Below are 19,067 nucleotides of genomic sequence, written 5' to 3' on the forward strand. Positions count from 1 at the left end.
AAAGAGAGAGGATTACCAATGTTGTCGAAGTCTTAGCTTCACCGTATATATTAACCTTAATTCTCTCTTTTATTCTTTCTGATTAAGTAACAAATTTATTAAAAGACAAACTTAAGATGTATATAAAAAATAGGCGTAACAGTAATGAAATCAAGGCTTTTGACTCGTATCAAACCTTGTGATTAACCGAAAATTTAGTGCTTCGAAATCGCCTACTTTTCATATACTAACCGTTGGCATTAATTTAAAAGAAAAACAAAAAGTAAACTTAATTGTTTACTTTTTTTGTTCCTTGTAAACATATAAGATTACTTTTTTATATATTTGTAAATTCATATGTTTACAATTATATTATTTTGTAAACTTAAAGAGTTACAAAAATGAGAAATAAGCAAAAACTTTTAATTGAGCAATTGGACCAAAAACTTCAACCATTCTCTGAAACCAGAAAGGTCCTGGTCCCAGAACGTGGATGGATAAATACAATTCGGACATCACTTAATATGACAATGGCACAACTTGGTGCCAAATTAAATATAACAAGACAAGGAGTAAAAAGAATAGAGGAAAGTGAAGCTAATGGTACGATAACGCTTAATTCTTTAAAAGATGTAGCCAATGCAATTGACTTGAAATTAGTATATGCACTGGTCCCACTAAATGGTACCATAAACGATTTAATTCAAATAAAAGCTGAAAAGTTAGCACGAAAAATAGTTTTAAGGACTAATCAAAATATGAAATTAGAGGACCAAGGAATTGGAGATGAAAAAATAAATAAAACCATAAAAGAACTTGCTGGTGAAATAAAACGAGAGATGAAAAAATCATTATGGGATTAGAATTCGATTATAAAGAAGGACAAACACCTTTAGACGAAGAAGAAAAGGAAGGTCTTAAAATAAAGTCTATTACTACTCAAGAAGAACTAGATGAATTTGAGCAATTGAATATTGAAAAAGCAGTCGAATGGACTATTCATACAAAATTCAAACTTGAAAAAATTTTAACTGAGAAGTTTGTAAGAGACTTGCACAAAAAAATGTATGGTGATGTATGGAAATGGGCAGGCGATTTTAGAAAGACTGAAAAGAACATTGGAATTCCTTGGACGCAAATTGGAATTGAATTAAAAAATTTATTAGACGACACTAAGTATTGGGTAGAAAACAAAACTTTTCCACCTGAAGAAATAGCTATAAGATTTAAACATCGTATAGTATCCATCCATTGCTTTCCAAATGGAAATGGAAGACACTCGAGAATGATGGCTGACATTATTATGGAATCAATATTTGGAAATGAAATATTTTCGTGGTATCAGTCTAATATGATAAAAGCTAACAAAATTAGAAAAGAGTACATTAATGCATTAAAAGAAGCAGACAATGGAAATGTTAAACCACTAATTGAATTTGCAAAAAACTAAAGCCAACATTTTATAAAAATAATAGCGGTTTTGGTGCTTAAACAAAAGTAAATAAATATAAAAATAGTCTGTATTTAACCGAAAAGTTCATGGTTATAAATCCGCTACTATTCTTATACTAGACCGTCAGACTATCTAATAATTAAATGCTTGTAATGGAGTAAATTCTTCATTATTTTTCAGTTTTACCGTATCTTCTAACCATAAAATTTATTATTGGAAAAGACCGAAAACAGACCTGTCTTTTTCCCACTTTTCGCTTGAAGGTGCTATTGAATCTAAAAACAGCGTTAGGTAAATAAATCAATTTATAGATTCTCTTAATTTAGCCAAACTTGGTTTTCGTTTAGGTTTTATAGAAAACGAACCTTTTATAACGTAATTCACACTAAAAGAGCTGCAAAAAATGAAATTAATTTATACAAATAAATAAGATTACACTTATCTTTATACTCTAAAACTGATTTTTTTTTAATTTGAATTATCAGCGTAAATTCAATGGTATTATAAAATTAACCGATAACCTTATCCTTAGACCTGAACAAAAAATGAGAATATTAACTGTCGAAAAAAAACGTCAAAAAAAAACATTTAACTTTCAATCTTATTTAAAAAACTCTATTGTAACCAAAATTAGTTGGTTATCTCTTATGGTTATGTCCTCTCTGATTTTAAGTTGTACGTCTAAAAAAGAAAATCAAAATTATAGTATAGATGTTTATCAAACCTCTCAGGCTGGTGACAACCTCAAATTAATTACCAATACTGAAGCAAAAACAACGTCTAAAGAAATTAAGCAAGTAACTTTAGAGCTTCTTCCGAATGAACAATTTCAAAAATATTATGGTTTCGGAGCTTCATTTACAGAATCTTCTGCATGGAACTTGGCAACTATTCCTTTAGAAGCACGTAAAGAGGTTTTAACTAAACTTTTTAGTCCAACAGAAGGTGCCGGATTCTCACTCACACGAACCCATATTAACAGTAGTGATTACTCAAACAACCACTATACCTATGTTGAAGAAGGTGATGAAGATCTTTCAACGTTTAGCATACATGAAGATTTAAAAGGATTTACTGGTGATGAAAATGATCAAGTACGTGGTATAGAATTGATAGACCCTAATTACGATCTAATCCCTATGATTTTAGAAGCATCCAATATACCTGATGCAAACTTTAAAATAATTGCTTCGCCTTGGAGCCCTCCGTCTTGGATGAAAACAGGAGAAACTTCTAAAATGACTAACGGAACCTTACTTCCAAAATATTACGATTTATGGGCAAAATACTTATCAAAATATGTAAGTGCCTATGCTGAAAAAGGAATTGACATTTGGGCAATAACACCTCAAAACGAACCTCTTCATTATCATGATGCCCGTTGGGATAGTAATGGATTTACTCCAGAACAAGGTCGAGACTTTTTAAGAGATTATCTTGGCCCACAACTTGTTAAAGATGGCCATCTTAATCTTGATGATTTGGATTCTGGATTACATGTTCTCATATACGATCACAATAAATCGACCTTAAACGATTATGTAACACCTACATACCAAGACCCAGAAGCTTCTAAATATGCCTGGGGAACTGCTTTTCATTGGTATGCAAACTCTGAATTAAAAGCAAATAACTATTATGCCGAAGAACTGACTAAGTTAAGAGAAACTTGGCCAGATAAAGGCATGATTCATTCAGAATCAAGTATAGATATTGATGCTGACGATCCTATTGGACAATATTGGAGAGAAAGTACTGACTATGCAGGTACTTTTATACCTTTTGAAACTTATGCATACGATATAATTACAGATTTAAATCATGGAACTCAAGGATATGTTGAATGGTGCATCATATTGAGTAACCAAGGACAACCAAATCCTTACGATAATTTTAATAGTGCTCCAGTACTTATCAATCCAACTACTGATGATGTTATTTATACTCCACTTTATTATTTATTAAGTCATTTTAGTAAATTCATACGGCCAGACGCCCATAGAATTGGTTTAAACGGTGAAGATGTAGAAGGTCTCATTTACACAGCCGCTAAAAATACCGATGGCTCAATTGCCATTGTTGTCTATAACAATAACGAAGAACCATACCGTTTAGCAATAGCAATAGAAGCGGACAGTTATACTACGCAAATTGCACCAAAAGCTATGCAAACTATTCTTTTACGAACCAAAACGAATTTAACTAATTAAAAAAGCTTCTTGGTAAATCTATCCTTAATAAAATAGTAAAAGCTATAAATGTATAAACAGTTACCAAGATTAGGTGTGTTTGTAAATTATCAAAACATTAGCTCAACAAAATTATAAAACCGTTTTAAATAATATAAATATATTAAACAACTTTTTCTAGTTTTAAAAATGCTTACACTGTATACTCTAATTGTGTTTCCATAACTTTCTATTTAATTATTATTTGCTAAATTCGGTGCTTAAATAAACAACTATACATTAGCCAACACCATAGGCTTTACTAAAATAAATACATGAAAAAAATATCCATTTTTCTAGTAGCTGTTTTCATTATAATTACAGGATGTTCAGAAGAAAATGAAGTCATACAATCTAAAGTAAAGAATTTAACAATATTCTTTATAAATGATCAGCATGGGCAATTGAATAATTTTTCTAAAATTAAGCATATAATAGATTTAGAAAAGCAAGAAACAAATGTTATTACAGTTTGCAGTGGCGATATATTTTCAGGAAATCCTGTGGTAGACAATCATCCACAAAAAGGCTATCCAATGATTGATGTAATGAATCGTGTTGGATTTGATATTTCGGTAATTGGAAATCACGAATTTGACTATGGAGAATCTATATTAACCGACCGAATGAATCAAGCTAATTTTGATTGGGTTTGTGCAAATGTTGATATGGAAAATTCTAGCGTGCCTGATCCTTTTGAGTATCAAACCATAAGTGTTGAAGATGTAAAAGTTACCTTTTTAGGTTTAGTAGAAACCAATGGAAGTGATACCAAAACAATTCCTTCTACGCATCCCTGGAGAGTTAAAAATATAACTTTTGAAAGACCAGAAAATGTAATAACCAAATATGCTAATATTAAGTCGCAAGAAAATGCTGATTTATACATTGCATTAACGCATTTGGGTTTTGATGCTGGGCGTAATTCTTTAGGTGATACTCAAATTGCTGAACAATATCCTTATTTTGATCTTATTATTGGAGGTCATTCTCATCAGAAAATAAACACTACTATTAACACTATTCCAATATTTCAGTCTGGAGCTAATTTAAATGGTCTTGGTAAAATTGAATTGACTATTAAAGACAAAACTGTACAAACCATAGATTACGAATTAATAGATTTAAATACCTATTCTGAATATGACGCTGACTTAAAAACCATTATAGATGATTATAATGATTTACCCTATTTAAATGAAGTTATTGGATATGCTCATTCATATCATAACAAGTCTCAAGTAGGTTGTTTTTATACAGATGCCTTAAAAAACACAATGAATGTAGATGTTACATTTCAAAATACTGGAGGGGTACGTTCAACTTTAAATAAAGGAGAAATAACAAATAGAGAAATTTTTGAAATATCTCCATTTAATAACGGTACTGTTATCTACGAAATGAGTGTTGCTGAAATTAAAAACTTTTTAATAGGTTCAAAATCTGGCTTTTATTATTCAGGTATTCAAATTGAACAAAGTGGAAATACTATTGTAATTAAAGACTTAAATAACAACATAATTCCTAATACTTCTATACTGTCTGTTGGAACGATTGATTACATTCCTGCTGTTTACGAAAATTACTTTCCTTCAAATGGAAATATTCAGACGTTAACTGCTGCCGAAACAATTATATCTTACCTAAAAAATTACAATAGCCAAGTAAACTATCCTGATTGTAATAATTATTTTAGGTTCCAATAATTTGAAAATAGGGTTTTAAGTAAAATGTTTTATAAACTTAAAATACTAATTAAACTCTATCCTCTTTTTTTGTCAAAAGACAAACCTATAAAATTTGATTGAAGATATATACGCAAAAGTAATTGGCAAATCAGACCGAAAGATTTGATAATAATAACAAGAAGCATTGCACAAGCGTCTAAAATTATAATCCATCCATTTTCTATTATTTTTGTGTCTCTTGAAACCACTTACATACTATTATTGTAGAAATATACAGATAGAAAAGGAACAAAATAACTACTAAAGCCATAACATTTTTAAGAAAGTTAATGTAATTTTGAATTTCAACACATTACAATAACATGAATTTTAAAGGCGTAATTTTTGATTTAGATGGCACATTAGTGAACTCACTTGAAGATATTGCAAATGCAATGAATAGTGTATTGTCTCATTATAATTTTCCTACTCATACCTTAGCAGACTATAAGTCATTTACCGGAAAAGGAATTTTAAACTTGGTACAAGTAGCCTTACCTAAAATAGCCAGAGATGAAAAAACGGTGACTTTATGTCGCCATCAATTTCTAGACATTTATAGTGACAATTGTACAATTAAAACAAAACCTTATAATGGTATTATTGAATTGCTTGACGAATTAAAAGCTCGCCAATTAAAACTTGCGGTTTTTTCTAATAAAGCAGACCATTTCACTAAAAAAATTGTAGAAGCCTTATTGCCCAATTATTTTAGTATTGTAAAAGGGTTAAAAATTGAAGCACATAAAAAACCAAATCCGTTAGTAGCATTACAAATTTGTGAGCAATTAAATATAAAACCTCAAGAAGCAATTTATGTTGGTGATACTAATATAGATATGCAAACAGCTACTAATGCAAATATGCATGGAGTTGGTGTACTTTGGGGCTTTAGAACAAAAAAAGAACTGATAACTAGCGGAGCAAAACAAACACTAGAGCATCCCATAGATTTAATAAAATCGTTGTAAAATTGATAACGCAAAAATAATAGCCTTTAAAATAATTCTTAACTTGTTCGTATAACCTACCAACCCTTGTCAGATGCATTTCAAAAAATTAAAATTCCCTTCAGCACAAACTATTTTAATTATTATTTCCGGTATTGTTGCTTTACTAACTTGGATAATCCCTGCGGGTAAATACGATAGTTTATCCTATGATACTGAGGCCAAAACCTTTATAAAAACAAGTTTGAAAACCACCACAACCTTACCAGCAACCCAACAAACGTTAGACAGCTTACAGATTAAAATTCCAATAGAAAAATTTACAAGTGGTGCTATTTATAAACCTATTGGCATTCCTAAAACCTATCAACAATTAGATGCTCAACCACAAGGATTTGTAGCTTTTGTACAATCGCCCATAAAAGGTATTATTGCCGCAGCTGATATCATTTTTCTTGTTTTAATTATTGGTGGTCTTATTGGTATTATGAATCTTACAGGAGCTTTTGATGCTGGTATTGCTTGGCTAGCCAAAGCCTTAGAAGGAAGAGAGTTTATTTTAATTATACTGGTTACTTGTTTAGTTGCATTAGGCGGAACTACTTTTGGATTGGCAGAAGAAACCATAGCCTTTTTTCCAATACTAATTCCTGTTTTTATTGCCGCAAAATATGATGCTATGGTTGGTTTAGCATGTATCTTTTTAGGGTCTTCTATTGGCACGATGTGTTCAACCGTTAATCCATTTTCTACCATTATTGCATCTGATGCCGCAGGTATCAATTGGACTACAGGACTTACCGGACGATTTTTAATGTTAATTATTATACTAAGTATTAGTCTTTTATACATACTAAGATATGCCAAACGTGTAAAAAACGATCCTACCAAATCTATTATTTACGACCAAAAGGAAGAAATTGAAGCTTTATTTCACCTTAAAAAATCAACATCTAACCTAAAATTAACAAACAGATTACGTTTAATTTTATTAGTATTTACCTTAAGCTTTGTAATAATGATTGTTGGAGTTTCTAAATTAGATTGGTGGTTTGTAGAAATGACGTCCACTTTTTTAGTAGCTGCAATAATTATTGGTTTTATAGCAAAAATAAAAGAAGTCAACTTTGTAGAAGCATTTTCTAAAGGTGCAGGAGAATTATTAGGAGTAGCCTTTATAATTGGTATAGCTAGAGGCGTTTCTGTACTTATGGATGATGGATTAATTAGTGACACCATGTTATACCATGCTAGTACAGTAACTGAAGGTATGAACAAGGGCGTTTTTGTTAATGTAATGCTTTATATTTATGGAGGATTATCCTTTTTTATTCCTTCTTCTTCAGGTATGGCAGTTTTAACAATGCCTGTAATGTCTCCCTTGGCTGATACTGTTGGTGTAGGTAGAGAAATTATTGTAAACACCTATCAATATGGTTTAGGGTTATTTTATTTTATCAATCCTACAGGCCTTATTTTAGCATCTCTTGCCATTGTAAAAATAGGCTTTAATAAATGGCTAAAATTTATAACACCATTATTTATTATATTAGTTTTAGTAACCATGTTAGTACTCACCATTTCTGTGTATTTATAAAATTCTAACACTTTAACTTTTTATACAAACCTATTTTTTACCACAAAAAAGTGTAAATTAGAATGTTATAAAATTTAAAACTATGGAAAAATCACTTCAAACAATGATTGCCAATATGCCTGAAAAAACAGGCAAATCTTTAGAGGAATGGAAAAAGATATTACAATCTAAAAATTTTGAAAAACACGGACAAGCTGTTAATTATTTAAAGAAAGAACATCAGGTTACTCATGGGTTTGCCAATACTATTGTAACATTATCAAAAAAAGATACTAAAGCTCCAGAAGATTTGATAGAAAATCAATACAAAGGCAAAGAAAACTTAATTCCTATATATAAAAAGCTAATTTCTATTGTAAATGATTTTGGTAATGATGTTACTATAACTCCTAAAAAAACGAGCGTAAGTATTATAAGAAAAAGACAATTTGCTCTAATAAAACCAGCTACTAAAACTCGAATTGATTTAGGTTTAAAACTAAAAGACAAACCAACTACTGAACGGCTTGGAAATTCTGGACCTTTTGGCACAATGTGTACACATAGAGTTCAACTAAATAGCATAGCAGATGTTGATAATCAATTAATAAATTGGTTAAAAGAAGCTTATGAAAAATCGGTATGATACTATACTTTTTGTTTTTTGTGGAAATAAAAGTTTGCCACCAAAAAAGCTATAAAAGCGGGTAAAACCCAACCAAAACTATATTGAGAAAACGGTATAAATTTCTGAATTCCTTGTAAACTATTAGGCATAAAAAACTGTAAAAAATCAGGAATACTAAATAATAAAGTAACCAAAACCACAGCTTGAAAAACAAGCTTTGAAGCATACTGTTCTGACACTGTATTTAACAAAATTAATACAATAGTTATTGGATAGATAAACATTAACGTTGGTATGGCTACATCAATAATGTACTGGACATTAAATTGCCCCATAACAATACCTAAAACACAACCAATAAAAACAGTTAACACATAAGCAGGTTGCGAATTGTTTGTAATTCCTTTTACATAATCTGCTGTACCAGTAATAATACCAACCGCCGTAGTAAAACATGCCAAAGCTACCAAAACACTTAAAAATACAGTTCCTATTTTACCTAATGTAAAAGTGCTTAATCCAGATAATATCTCAGTTCTACTAGCATTTTCAACAAAAGATGCACTAAAAATTGTACCGCTGTAAATTAATCCGCTATAGATAAGTAGAAGTCCTAAACCCGCAACAATTCCAGCTTTTAAAACTAATTTTTTATTTTTTTCGAAACTATGATGTCCTGTTATATTTAATGATACAATTAAAACTCCACCTACTACAAGTCCAGCAATGGCATCAAAAGTTTGATATCCTTCTAGCATTCCAGAAATAACAGGTGCTTTAAATGTAGGTTCTAATATAGAAGTAGGTTCTGTAAATATGGAAACACCTATTACTACCAATAATATGGCAATAATCATTGGGGTTAAAAACTGCCCCAATAGGTCTAATACTTTTGCTCTATTAATTGCAAAAATAAAAACCAATATAAAGTAGATGGTACTTGTAAAAATAGAACTGACGTCAAAAAAGGGTGCAATAGACATTTCATGTGTAACTGCTGCTGTTCTTGGAGCTGGTAGTGCAATTACTATTATGTACACTATAAAACAATAAATTGAACTAAATAGTGGTGATACTTTTTTACCAAAATCAAACATAGTCCCTTGCAAACGAGCATGAGCAAAAATTGCAAGAATAGGAATTACAACACCTGTAATTGCAAAACCTATAGTTACCCAAAACCAATCATTACCTGATTTTAGTCCTAAAAAAGGAGGTAAAATAAGATTGCCTGCTCCAAAAAACATCGAAAACAAAGCAAACCCCGTAATTAAAACTTCTTTTGTTTTATTCACTTCGTAAATTTGAAGCAAATATATCTATTTTTGTAGTATGAATTTTGAATTAAACTATAAAAATACTACAATAAATTACAGCGTTTCTGGTAAAGGACCTGCTGTGGTTTTACTTCATGGATTTTTAGAAAATTTAACCATGTGGAATGCTGTTTCAGATACATTATCTAAACAAAATAAGGTAATAGCAATTGACTTATTAGGTCATGGAAAATCTGAGAATCTTGGATATATACATACTATGGAAACACAAGCTGAAATGGTAAAAGCAGTTTTAAATCATTTAAGGTTACGGAAATACATTTTGGTTGGTCATAGTATGGGAGGATACATTTGCCTTGCTTTTGCTGAATTATTTCCAACAACTGTAAAAGGGTTGTGTTTAATGAATTCAACAGCCAAACCTGATAGCAAAGAGAAAAAAACAAATAGAGATAGAGCAATAGAAGCTGTAAAAAAAAATCATAAGATGTTTATAAGAATGTCTATCCCTAATCTTTTTTCTGAAAATAATAGAGCGGCATATAAAAAAGAAATTGATGCTGTAATAAACGAAGCATTGTCATGTTCTGTTCAAGGAATTGTTGCTTCTTTAGAAGGTATGAAAATTCGTAAAAATCGTTTACCTTTATTTAAATCAAGTACGTTTAAAAAATTAATGATTGTTGGAAAAAAAGACCCTGTGTTAGATGCGGAATCTTTAAAAAGTCAGTTAAAAAATTCTGATGTGAATGTTGTTGAATTACCTGACGGTCACATGAGTTATATTGAAAATACAACAGAAACTATAGAAACATTAAAACAATTTATAAAGTCTTGTAATAACCGATAATTTTATCGACTAAACTCTGATAACACATACAGATGAATAAAATATTATTTTTATTAACCATCATCTTTTTTACATCTTGTAAAAAAGATGAAAAATCAACTTTTACAATTCAAGGAAGTATTAAAAATCCTGAAACCAATTATATTGTTTTATTTCAAGAAAGTGATATTGAAAGAAAAACAACTACGTTAATAGATACCATTACATTAACTGAAAACGGAGAATTTAAAGCAAGCTTTAAGGTTCAGCCTCATTATTATTCATTACAGATTAATGCGAACAAAAAAATACCCTTAGCCATTGACAAAGGGCAAATTATTTCTATTGAAATTGATAATTCTAATACAAAAATAACAGGTTCTAAAGACACCGAATTATTGATGGAATATGAAAATTTAAGAGCTAATTCTTTAGAACAATTAGTACAATCAATACGAAAACAAATTGTAGCTGAAAATGAATCTGAAAATCCTAATCCCCAAAAGATTGATTCTTTAGGAAAGTTAGAAATAAAGAATTACACTTTACATTTGGAAGAGTTAAATACTTTTATAAAAGAAAAAATGGGTACTAGCATTGCATTGTATCCCACTTCATTACGATGGAAAGGTCAAGAAAATATAAATTTATTTGATAGTTTGGTTTCCAATTTTGAAATGGCTCATCCAAATTTATCTATTTCAAAAAAATTAAGAGAAAAAGTTAGTCGTTTACAACAAACTACAGTTGGTGGAAAAGCATCGGGTATTGTAATGGAAACTGCTGATAAAACTACGGTTAGTCTTTATTCTTTAAACAAAAAATACACGTTAATTGACTTTTGGGCAAGTTGGTGTGGCCCTTGTCGTAGAGAAAGTGAAGTTTTAAATCAATTGTATAAAAACTATAAGAATAACGGTTTTGAAATTTACGGAGTGTCGTTAGATACCAATAGAGAACAATGGATTAAAGCCATAGAAACAGACCAACGAAGTTGGACTAATGTTTCGTCTTTAGAAGGATTTAAAACCGATGCAGCTTACAACTATGCCGTAACCGCCTTACCTATGAATTATTTAATTGATAGCAAAGGGAAAATTATTGCCAAAGATTTACACGGCGAAGAACTAAAAAAATTAATAGATAAGTTATTTAAATAAGTAACTGTTACCAAAATTTTACCTAAAAACTAAAATTAAGCCTTTAGGTAAAATTCAAGTAATAAAGTTAAAAGGTTCTAGAAAAATTCAGAACGTTACTTAGCCATCGCATTCCAACCCTGAGCAGTTAACTCCACTTTTTGATTAGCTCTAGTTATTAAGTGCATTCCTTCATTTTTTTCAGTAATATGTCCTATTACCGTTAAATTAGGATTACCCTTTATTTTTGGATAGTCTTCAGTATCAATAGTAAACAACAGTTCATAATCTTCTCCTCCACTTAAAGCAATAGTTGTACTATCCATATTAAATTCTTCACAAGTAGATATTACCTGCGGATCAAGTGGAATTTTATTTTCATACAAATTACAACCTACTTCACTTTGCTTGCATATATGTATAATTTCTGAAGACAAACCATCACTAATATCAATCATAGAGGTTGGTTTTACACCTAATTCCTTTAATAAAACAGGAATATCTTTTCTTGCTTCCGGTTTTAATTGCCGCTCTACCAAATAGGTATAATTATCTAATTCGGGTTGAGCATTAGGGTTTGCTTGAAAAACTTGTTTTTCACGTTCCAAAACCTGTAATCCTAAATATGCTGCTCCTAAATCTCCAGTAACAACCAATAAATCGTTAACCTTAGCACCATTTCTGTACACTATTTCATCTTTTTTGGCCTCACCCAACGCAGTTATATTAATTAATAATCCTTTGGTTGAAGAGCTCGTATCTCCTCCAACTAAATCGATGTTATAAAGTTTACAAGCTAAATGAATTCCAGAATACAATTCTTCAATAGCCTCTAATGGAAAACGATTAGATACCGCTAAAGAAACCGTAATTTGAGTAGGAGTTCCGTTCATAGCATACACATCAGATAAATTAACCATTACAGCTTTGTATCCTAAATGTTTTAAAGGCATATAAGAAAGGTCAAAATGAATACCCTCAATTAATAAATCTGTCGTTAACAAAACTTGTTTGCCTTTAAAATCTAATACCGCAGCATCATCACCAACACCTTTTATTGACGATTTATGCTTTAATTTTATAGCATCTGTCAAATAATTTATCAAACCAAATTCACCTAACTCTGCCAATGATGTTCTTTTTTCGTTTTTATCTTCTAGCATATTTTTTTATCGTTTTAGCTCCAATACTTTTGGAGATTTTTTACTCTACGTTAACTTACTTTTACTAGATTATTAAAATCTATTCGTTAATTATTTTCTTTACTTTTTATATCCTCTAATACCCACTCTAATTCAGGGTCTCTATTATTTAATCTATCTTCAATGGTAGGTATAATTTCTACATCAGGCTTTATACCATAACCATCTGGCTCTGTTTTATAAGGAGCTTCAATTTGTACCAAACCAAATACCATATCAACTTTAGAAGTTGGCAATTCAACATTTTTAAAAAGACCTGCTACCGTTCCGTTATAAGCTCCTCCTGTTTCTTCTCCAACAAAAACTGCTCTTTTTGTAGCATGTAAATTGGTAGATAAAATAGAAGAAGCCGAATAAGAATTACCATTTATTAACACATAAATATCTCCTTTAAAGTTATTTAGACTAGGCTTTTTAACTTTTACACTTGGAAAAGAATAATAATGTTTCCCTTCTTTTTTTTCTGATTTAAATAAGTTATAAACACCTATAAAAGGTGACATTACCACTGCAGCAACTTTTAAACCCGTTGGACTACCTTTTGAAAGCATTGATTTTAAAAAAGGTTGTCTTGTTTTAGTCTCTCCTTTATTAATAAACTGATACTTCTCATCAATTAAATAAGAATATAATTTATCAACCTCCGCTAACCTACCTCCACTATTATCTCTAAGATCTAATATTAAATACTTTGATTTAGCTGAATCTATTTTTGCAAAACTTTCATCATAAAAAACTTTGTAATTTCCATTACCAAAGCTCCTAATTTTTATAAAAGCAATAGTACTATCTTTACCTAAAAAATTTAAATTACGGGTATATCTATCTCTAGATTTTTCATAACCATATTTATAATTATCCTTTCTTTTTTGCTTTTCTTTTATTTTTAATACTCTTTTTTGGTCATTACTCAATTTTACTTTTTTAAGTGAATCAACAGTTGTACTCGCCAAAGTCGAATCTTTAGGTATTCTTCTAAAAACTCTACTAAAAATGGAATCTGATTTACTTAATGTTAATGTAATACTATCTTTAAAACCTTTGTCTTTGTAATAAAAACCAGAAAATCTTAATCCTATAAATCTATTTTTAAAAGTAGTATTATATCCATCTGAAGAAAATAACTTTTTATAGTTATTAATAAGTTTAACTACCGAATCATTTTCTATTTTTATCACTTTACTACCAACAAGTGTTGAGTCAATACCATTTGTATTTACAATCCACAAATCGTCTTCTAAAAACTCAAAATCAAGTTGATAAAATTCAAATTTCTTTTTTAGTAGTTCTTTTTTTTCTTTATTATTAAATTGATTATGAGGTGGACTTACTGTTATATGCCCTTGTTTAACCTCAGCAATTACAGGAGCAATTTTTTCATAAAATTGTTTACTAGACAATGGTTGTGTTATCGTTTTTTTAAGACTATCAAACTTAAAATCTAATTTATCCTTAGAAATGTATTGATACAATCTTGGATGTAATTTTTGAAGTTTACCATAAGCAATATCAACATCTTTTTTCAATCCCCGTACAGAATGGTTTGCAGAAATTTGTTCATTATATGTTTTAACACTTTTACATGAAAACAATACAAGTAAAATACAAAAAAATAACAATGATTTTTGCATAAATACAAAAAGTTCAAATCAGTTCAATTAATATTGGTACTTTTAAACTCCAAAAATACTATTTATGCCGCTAAAGCAAAACATATTAACGTTTCTTTTCTTTGTTGCATACTGTTTTGTATATGCTCAACAATTAGACCTATTATCTATTGTTGAATCTGAATCAAAAGCAGCCCGTAAAATTATTAATTATAAGACCAATGTTAATACTGCTAATTACGACATTACTTATCATCGTATGGATTGGACAATTAACCCAGAAGTAGTATTTATTGAAGGTGATGTAACCACCACGTTTAAAGCAAAAGAAGATTTAAACACTGTAACTTTTGATTTGGACGAGGACTTGATTGTTTCTTCAGTATTTCAAGGGAGAACTCCTGTAAAATTTATTCAAAACACAAATGACGAACTCGTTATTACGTTGGCAGAAACATTATTACAAGGGCAATCTACATCAGTTAAAATAACGTATAGTGGTGAACCTCAAAGTTCTGGTTTTGGTTTTTTTGAACAACGTTTTCATAACAATATTCCTGTTATTTGGACGCTTTCTGAACCCTATGGAGCTAAAGGGTGGTGGCCTTGCAAACAAGATTTAAATGATAAAATAGACAGTATAGACGTTTATATTAAAACACCACAACAATATACTGCCGTTTCTAATGGCTTAGAACAAAGCCAAAACATAGAAGATGGACAAAAAATAACACATTTTAAACACAAATATCCTATTCCCGCTTACTTAATAGCCGTTGCGGTAACCAATTACGAAACTTACTCACATACTGTTTCAAACAATGGAAATCCTTTTGAGATTATTAATTATGTATATCCAGAAAATTTAGTTTCAGCTCAAAATCAAACCCCAGTAACCGTTGATATAATGAATCTATTTACAAATTTATTTGAAGAATATCCGTTTGCTGATGAAAAATATGGACATGCACAATGTGGCTTTAGTGGAGGGATGGAGCACACCACAGTATCTTTTATGGGAAGTTTTAATAGAGATTTAATCGCACATGAACTTGCCCATCAATGGTTTGGTAATAAAATAACTTGTGGCAGTTGGAAAGACATTTGGCTTAATGAAGGCTTTGCAACTTATTTAACAGCTATAACAATTGAAAATTTAGACGGTGAAAATGCTTTTAAAAACTGGAGAACAAACGCAGTAAGTCAAATTACTTCACAGACTAATGGCTCAGTATATTTGTCTGATACTGATACTACAAGTGTAAACAGAATTTTTAATGGACGACTTTCATATACAAAAGGAGCCATGGTATTGCATATGCTACGTAAAAAACTAGGAGATGCCACTTTTTTTCAAGGAATAAAAAATTATTTATCAGACCCAGAATTAGCTTATAAGTATGCAAAAACGCCCAATTTAATTGCTCATTTAGAAAATGCAAGCGGTATAGATTTGTCTGATTTTTTTAATGATTGGATTTATGGCGAAGGTCATCCAAGTTATTCTGTAACCTGGTATCAACCAGAAAATAACCAAATAACAATTACTCTAAATCAAACACAGAGTCATACTTCAGTTAACTTTTTTGAAGCACCAGTACCCATTCGAATTATAGGAACTAATAACGAAATTTTAGATATTGTACTAAACAATACTTCCAACGGACAAGAATTTACAGAAACCGTCAATTTTCAAGTGGCTCAAGTATTAATTGACCCTGACAATAATTTGATTTCAAATAATAATGCTGTAGTGTTAGGTGTAAATGAATATGAAGCTTCTCATTTTATAGTTTATCCCAATCCTGTCTCAAAAGAATTAACAATTAAAAACTCAAGTCAAATACCAATTGAAAAAATTACAATTTATAATGCATTAGGCCAACTTGAAAATCAATTTTCAGCAAAGCAATCAATAGATGTTTCCACCTTAACCAACGGCATATACTTTATGCATATAAAAACGGCAACAACTAGTATTTATAAATCGTTTTTAAAACAGTAATTACAATGGGTTTGACACACTCCATTTTAGACAATGCCTTTAACAAGGCCAAATCTTTAACAATAAATAAAGACTCTAAAATTATTTTTTTTAGCGATTTGCATAAAGGTGATAATAGTTATGCTGATGACTTTTTACACAACACAACTATCTATCAACATGCCATTAGAGACTATTTTGAAAAAGATTATACTTACATTGAATTAGGTGATGGTATTGAACTTTGGGAAAACTATTCTTTTGAACCTATTTATAAAGCTCATAAAAGTACATTTGAATTACTAAAATTATTTTATGATGACAACCGATTGTATTTACTTTGGGGCAACCACGACATGATTTTTGGTGACCCATTGGCTGTTGAAAAAATGTTGTACAAAGTTTTTCCGCCAAAAAATATCAAACAAAAAGAACGCCTTTTTAATTTAGAATACCATGAAAGTATGCTCTTAAAAATTGAAAATACTGATAAAAAAATATTTTTAATTCATGGTCATCAAGCGGATTGGTTCAATTACCGTTTCTGGAAAGTAAGTCGCTTTTTTGTTCGTTATTTATGGAAACCTTTACAAAATTGGTTTAATTTTAAGGATCCTACAAGCCCTGCAAAAAACAACACTACACTAAATAGAATAGAGCTAAAACTAAAAGATTGGATGATACAAAACAACAATCAAATGGTAATTGCAGGCCATACACACAGGCCGCGTTTTCCAGACCCTGGGTTACTACCTTATTTTAATGATGGTAGTTGTGTACACCCAAACTCTATTATTGGGTTGGAAATTGAAAATTTAGAAATTGCAATGGTAAAATGGCATTTTAAACAAAACAATAATGGAGAAAACAGTATTGTAAAAACAATTTTGGCAGGACCTCAACCGCTAGAATTATATCTTTAATATTATTCTTAAAATTCAATAAACATTGAAATCACATTCCTCTCTCAGCTTGAATTTGCTCATAGGCTTGTTGTATTTGCCTAAATTTTTCTTCGGCTCCTTTTAAGTGCTCTTCACCCAAATGCCTTAATTTATCTGGATGGTGTTTTTTTGCCATTCTACGATAGGCTTTTTTAACTTCATCGTTAGTAGCAGATTTGGTAATTTCTAAAATTTTATATGAACTTTCAACAGAATCCGCCGAGCTATAAAACATCGCTTTTATCGACTCAAAATCACGATTACTAATATACAAATAAGTTGAAATACGTCTTATAGTATCAATTTCTGACTGACTTACTATACCATCTGCTTTGGCAATACCAAATAAAAAGTGTAACAATTGCAATCGTGAAGCATGTGTCATGTGCTGTCTAATTTGAACACATACTTGTCGTGTAGGGATGGTCCCTTTTTTTCTTATTTCATTAAATAATTTAAAAGCATTATTAGCACGTTCTTTACCATACATTCTAATAAAATTATCACGGACATAATCCATTTCTTTTTTACTAGACTTTCCATCAGCCTTAATAACTACGGCGGCCAGTACCAATAAACTAATTTCAAAATCACCTGCAGCGGTTTTTGTAGCTGTTCTAGATCTTTGCCCAGAAGTATTTATATCAATTTCTTCTGTAAAACCATCAACAAAACTACCAACAATAAAACCTAAAATTCCACCAATTGGACCACCTAGAGACCAGCCTAAAGTAGCACCAATCCATTTTGAGAAACTCGCCATAATTATTTATTCTAAAATAAGACCTCAAAGATACATTTATTAGCTAAATTCTCTAAGTTGTATAAAAATATAAGCGTATATAAATTTAATTTAACCTATTCTTTTTAGTGGTAATAATGTAAAACAAAGAATAGATTTTGTGGTATTTTAATTAAATTTTAACTTTCAAAATGACTTCCAGGATCTAAACCATATTATAAATCATTATCTTTGTCTTTCAAATTTAAAAAGAAAGATTATGTATCCAGAAGAAATAGTAAAACCAATGCGTCAAGAATTAGTAGATGCAGGTTTTCAAGAATTAAAAACTGCAGACCAAGTTGACGCTATATTAGAAGAAAAAGGAACCACCTTAATAATGGTAAATTCTGTTTGTGGTTGTGCAGCCGGAACTGCTAGACCAGGAGCAATATTATCTATTCAAGGAGATAAAAAACCTGATTATTTAACTACTGTTTTTGCAGGTAATGATGTTGAGGCAGTTAATAAAGCGAGAGAACATATGATTCCGTTTCCACCTTCTTCACCTGCAATTGCTTTATTTAAAGATGGTGATTTGGTACACATGTTAGAGCGTCATCATATTGAAGGTAGATCAGCAGAAATGATTGCCGAAAATTTAGCTGATGCTTATCAAGAATATTGTTAAAAATACTTATTAAAAAAAAGAATAAATTTGTGTAGCATATTTGCACAAGGTTCTTTTTCTATTTAGTTATATTATCAAAAATTTTAGAATAAAAAGAGGTTGACTTATTTTTTAGACAATCTCTTTTTA

At 30.2% G+C, this 19,067-nt stretch carries 16 protein-coding genes; 12 read left to right on the forward strand and 4 right to left on the reverse strand.

Translation table 11 applies throughout. The features are described from left to right. Window positions 1-380 precede the first annotated feature (380 nt). From EGM88_RS11695 to EGM88_RS11725, 7 genes are all read left to right on the forward strand, one after another. On the forward strand, window positions 381-842 hold the full coding sequence (locus EGM88_RS11695) for a mobile mystery protein A (protein ID WP_123898477.1): 462 nt from the start codon (window positions 381-383) through the stop codon (window positions 840-842). Beyond that, complete coding sequence (locus tag EGM88_RS11700) at window positions 833-1,429, forward strand: mobile mystery protein B (protein WP_123898478.1); 597 nt, start codon at window positions 833-835, stop codon at window positions 1,427-1,429. Before EGM88_RS11695 ends, EGM88_RS11700 begins: the two co-directional genes overlap by 10 nt. A 548-nt stretch (window positions 1,430-1,977) precedes the next feature. Then, window positions 1,978-3,642: a glycoside hydrolase family 30 protein gene (locus tag EGM88_RS11705; protein ID WP_123898479.1), complete on the forward strand. Its 1,665-nt coding sequence runs from the start codon at window positions 1,978-1,980 to the stop codon at window positions 3,640-3,642. Between the two features lie 293 nt (window positions 3,643-3,935). Further along, window positions 3,936-5,366, forward strand: coding sequence for a bifunctional metallophosphatase/5'-nucleotidase (locus tag EGM88_RS11710; RefSeq protein ID WP_123898480.1), 1,431 nt, complete (start codon window positions 3,936-3,938; stop codon window positions 5,364-5,366). Between the two features lie 344 nt (window positions 5,367-5,710). Then, window positions 5,711-6,358 (forward strand): HAD family hydrolase, encoded by a 648-nt coding sequence (locus tag EGM88_RS11715; protein WP_123898481.1) that lies wholly within the window; start codon window positions 5,711-5,713, stop codon window positions 6,356-6,358. A 73-nt stretch (window positions 6,359-6,431) separates the two neighbouring features. Continuing rightward, window positions 6,432-7,934 (forward strand): YfcC family protein, encoded by a 1,503-nt coding sequence (locus tag EGM88_RS11720; RefSeq protein ID WP_123898482.1) that lies wholly within the window; start codon window positions 6,432-6,434, stop codon window positions 7,932-7,934. Between the two features lie 82 nt (window positions 7,935-8,016). Beyond that, window positions 8,017-8,559 (forward strand): DUF4287 domain-containing protein, encoded by a 543-nt coding sequence (locus EGM88_RS11725; RefSeq protein ID WP_123898483.1) that lies wholly within the window; start codon window positions 8,017-8,019, stop codon window positions 8,557-8,559. Window positions 8,560-8,561: 2 nt separating this feature from the next. Here EGM88_RS11725 and brnQ read toward each other — a convergent pair whose 3' ends face one another. Further along, entirely contained in the window at window positions 8,562-9,836 is a 1,275-nt protein-coding gene (gene brnQ / locus EGM88_RS11730; RefSeq protein WP_123898484.1) for a branched-chain amino acid transport system II carrier protein, read from the reverse strand. Between the two features lie 37 nt (window positions 9,837-9,873). On the opposite strand from brnQ, the gene EGM88_RS11735 reads away from it, so the two are divergent. Then, window positions 9,874-10,668 (forward strand): alpha/beta fold hydrolase, encoded by a 795-nt coding sequence (locus EGM88_RS11735; RefSeq protein WP_123898485.1) that lies wholly within the window; start codon window positions 9,874-9,876, stop codon window positions 10,666-10,668. Window positions 10,669-10,700: 32 nt separating this feature from the next. Continuing rightward, a complete protein-coding gene (locus EGM88_RS11740; RefSeq protein WP_123898486.1) occupies window positions 10,701-11,807 on the forward strand; it encodes a TlpA disulfide reductase family protein in 1,107 nt (368 codons plus the stop codon). Between the two features lie 95 nt (window positions 11,808-11,902). Here the strand turns inward: EGM88_RS11740 and thiL are convergent, their stop codons facing one another. Then, window positions 11,903-12,949: a thiamine-phosphate kinase gene (gene thiL, locus EGM88_RS11745; RefSeq protein ID WP_123898487.1), complete on the reverse strand. Its 1,047-nt coding sequence runs from the start codon at window positions 12,947-12,949 to the stop codon at window positions 11,903-11,905. Between the two features lie 86 nt (window positions 12,950-13,035). Beyond that, window positions 13,036-14,619, reverse strand: a complete 1,584-nt coding sequence (locus EGM88_RS11750) for a S41 family peptidase (protein ID WP_123898488.1) — start codon at window positions 14,617-14,619, stop codon at window positions 13,036-13,038. 64 nt (window positions 14,620-14,683) lie between these two features. Between EGM88_RS11750 and EGM88_RS11755 the strand changes: the two genes are divergently transcribed. Together EGM88_RS11755 and EGM88_RS11760 are read left to right on the forward strand one after the other, a co-directional pair. Further along, on the forward strand, window positions 14,684-16,603 hold the full coding sequence (locus tag EGM88_RS11755; RefSeq protein WP_123898489.1) for a M1 family aminopeptidase: 1,920 nt from the start codon (window positions 14,684-14,686) through the stop codon (window positions 16,601-16,603). Between the two features lie 5 nt (window positions 16,604-16,608). Further along, entirely contained in the window at window positions 16,609-17,505 is an 897-nt protein-coding gene (locus EGM88_RS11760; protein ID WP_123898490.1) for a metallophosphoesterase, read from the forward strand. A gap of 31 nt (window positions 17,506-17,536) precedes the next feature. On the opposite strand, the gene EGM88_RS11765 is transcribed toward EGM88_RS11760, so the two are convergent. Then, window positions 17,537-18,289 carry a TerB family tellurite resistance protein gene (locus tag EGM88_RS11765; RefSeq protein ID WP_123898491.1) on the reverse strand — a complete coding sequence of 251 codons (753 nt, stop codon included), beginning with the start codon at window positions 18,287-18,289 and terminating at the stop codon, window positions 17,537-17,539. Window positions 18,290-18,527: 238 nt separating this feature from the next. Here EGM88_RS11765 and EGM88_RS11770 point away from each other — a divergent pair, with 238 nt between their 5' ends. After that, a complete protein-coding gene (locus EGM88_RS11770; protein WP_123898492.1) occupies window positions 18,528-18,938 on the forward strand; it encodes a BrxA/BrxB family bacilliredoxin in 411 nt (136 codons plus the stop codon). Window positions 18,939-19,067: the final 129 nt, after the last annotated feature.

This window comes from Aureibaculum marinum (assembly GCF_003813905.1).
Lineage (GTDB): Bacteria > Bacteroidota > Bacteroidia > Flavobacteriales > Flavobacteriaceae > Aureibaculum > Aureibaculum marinum.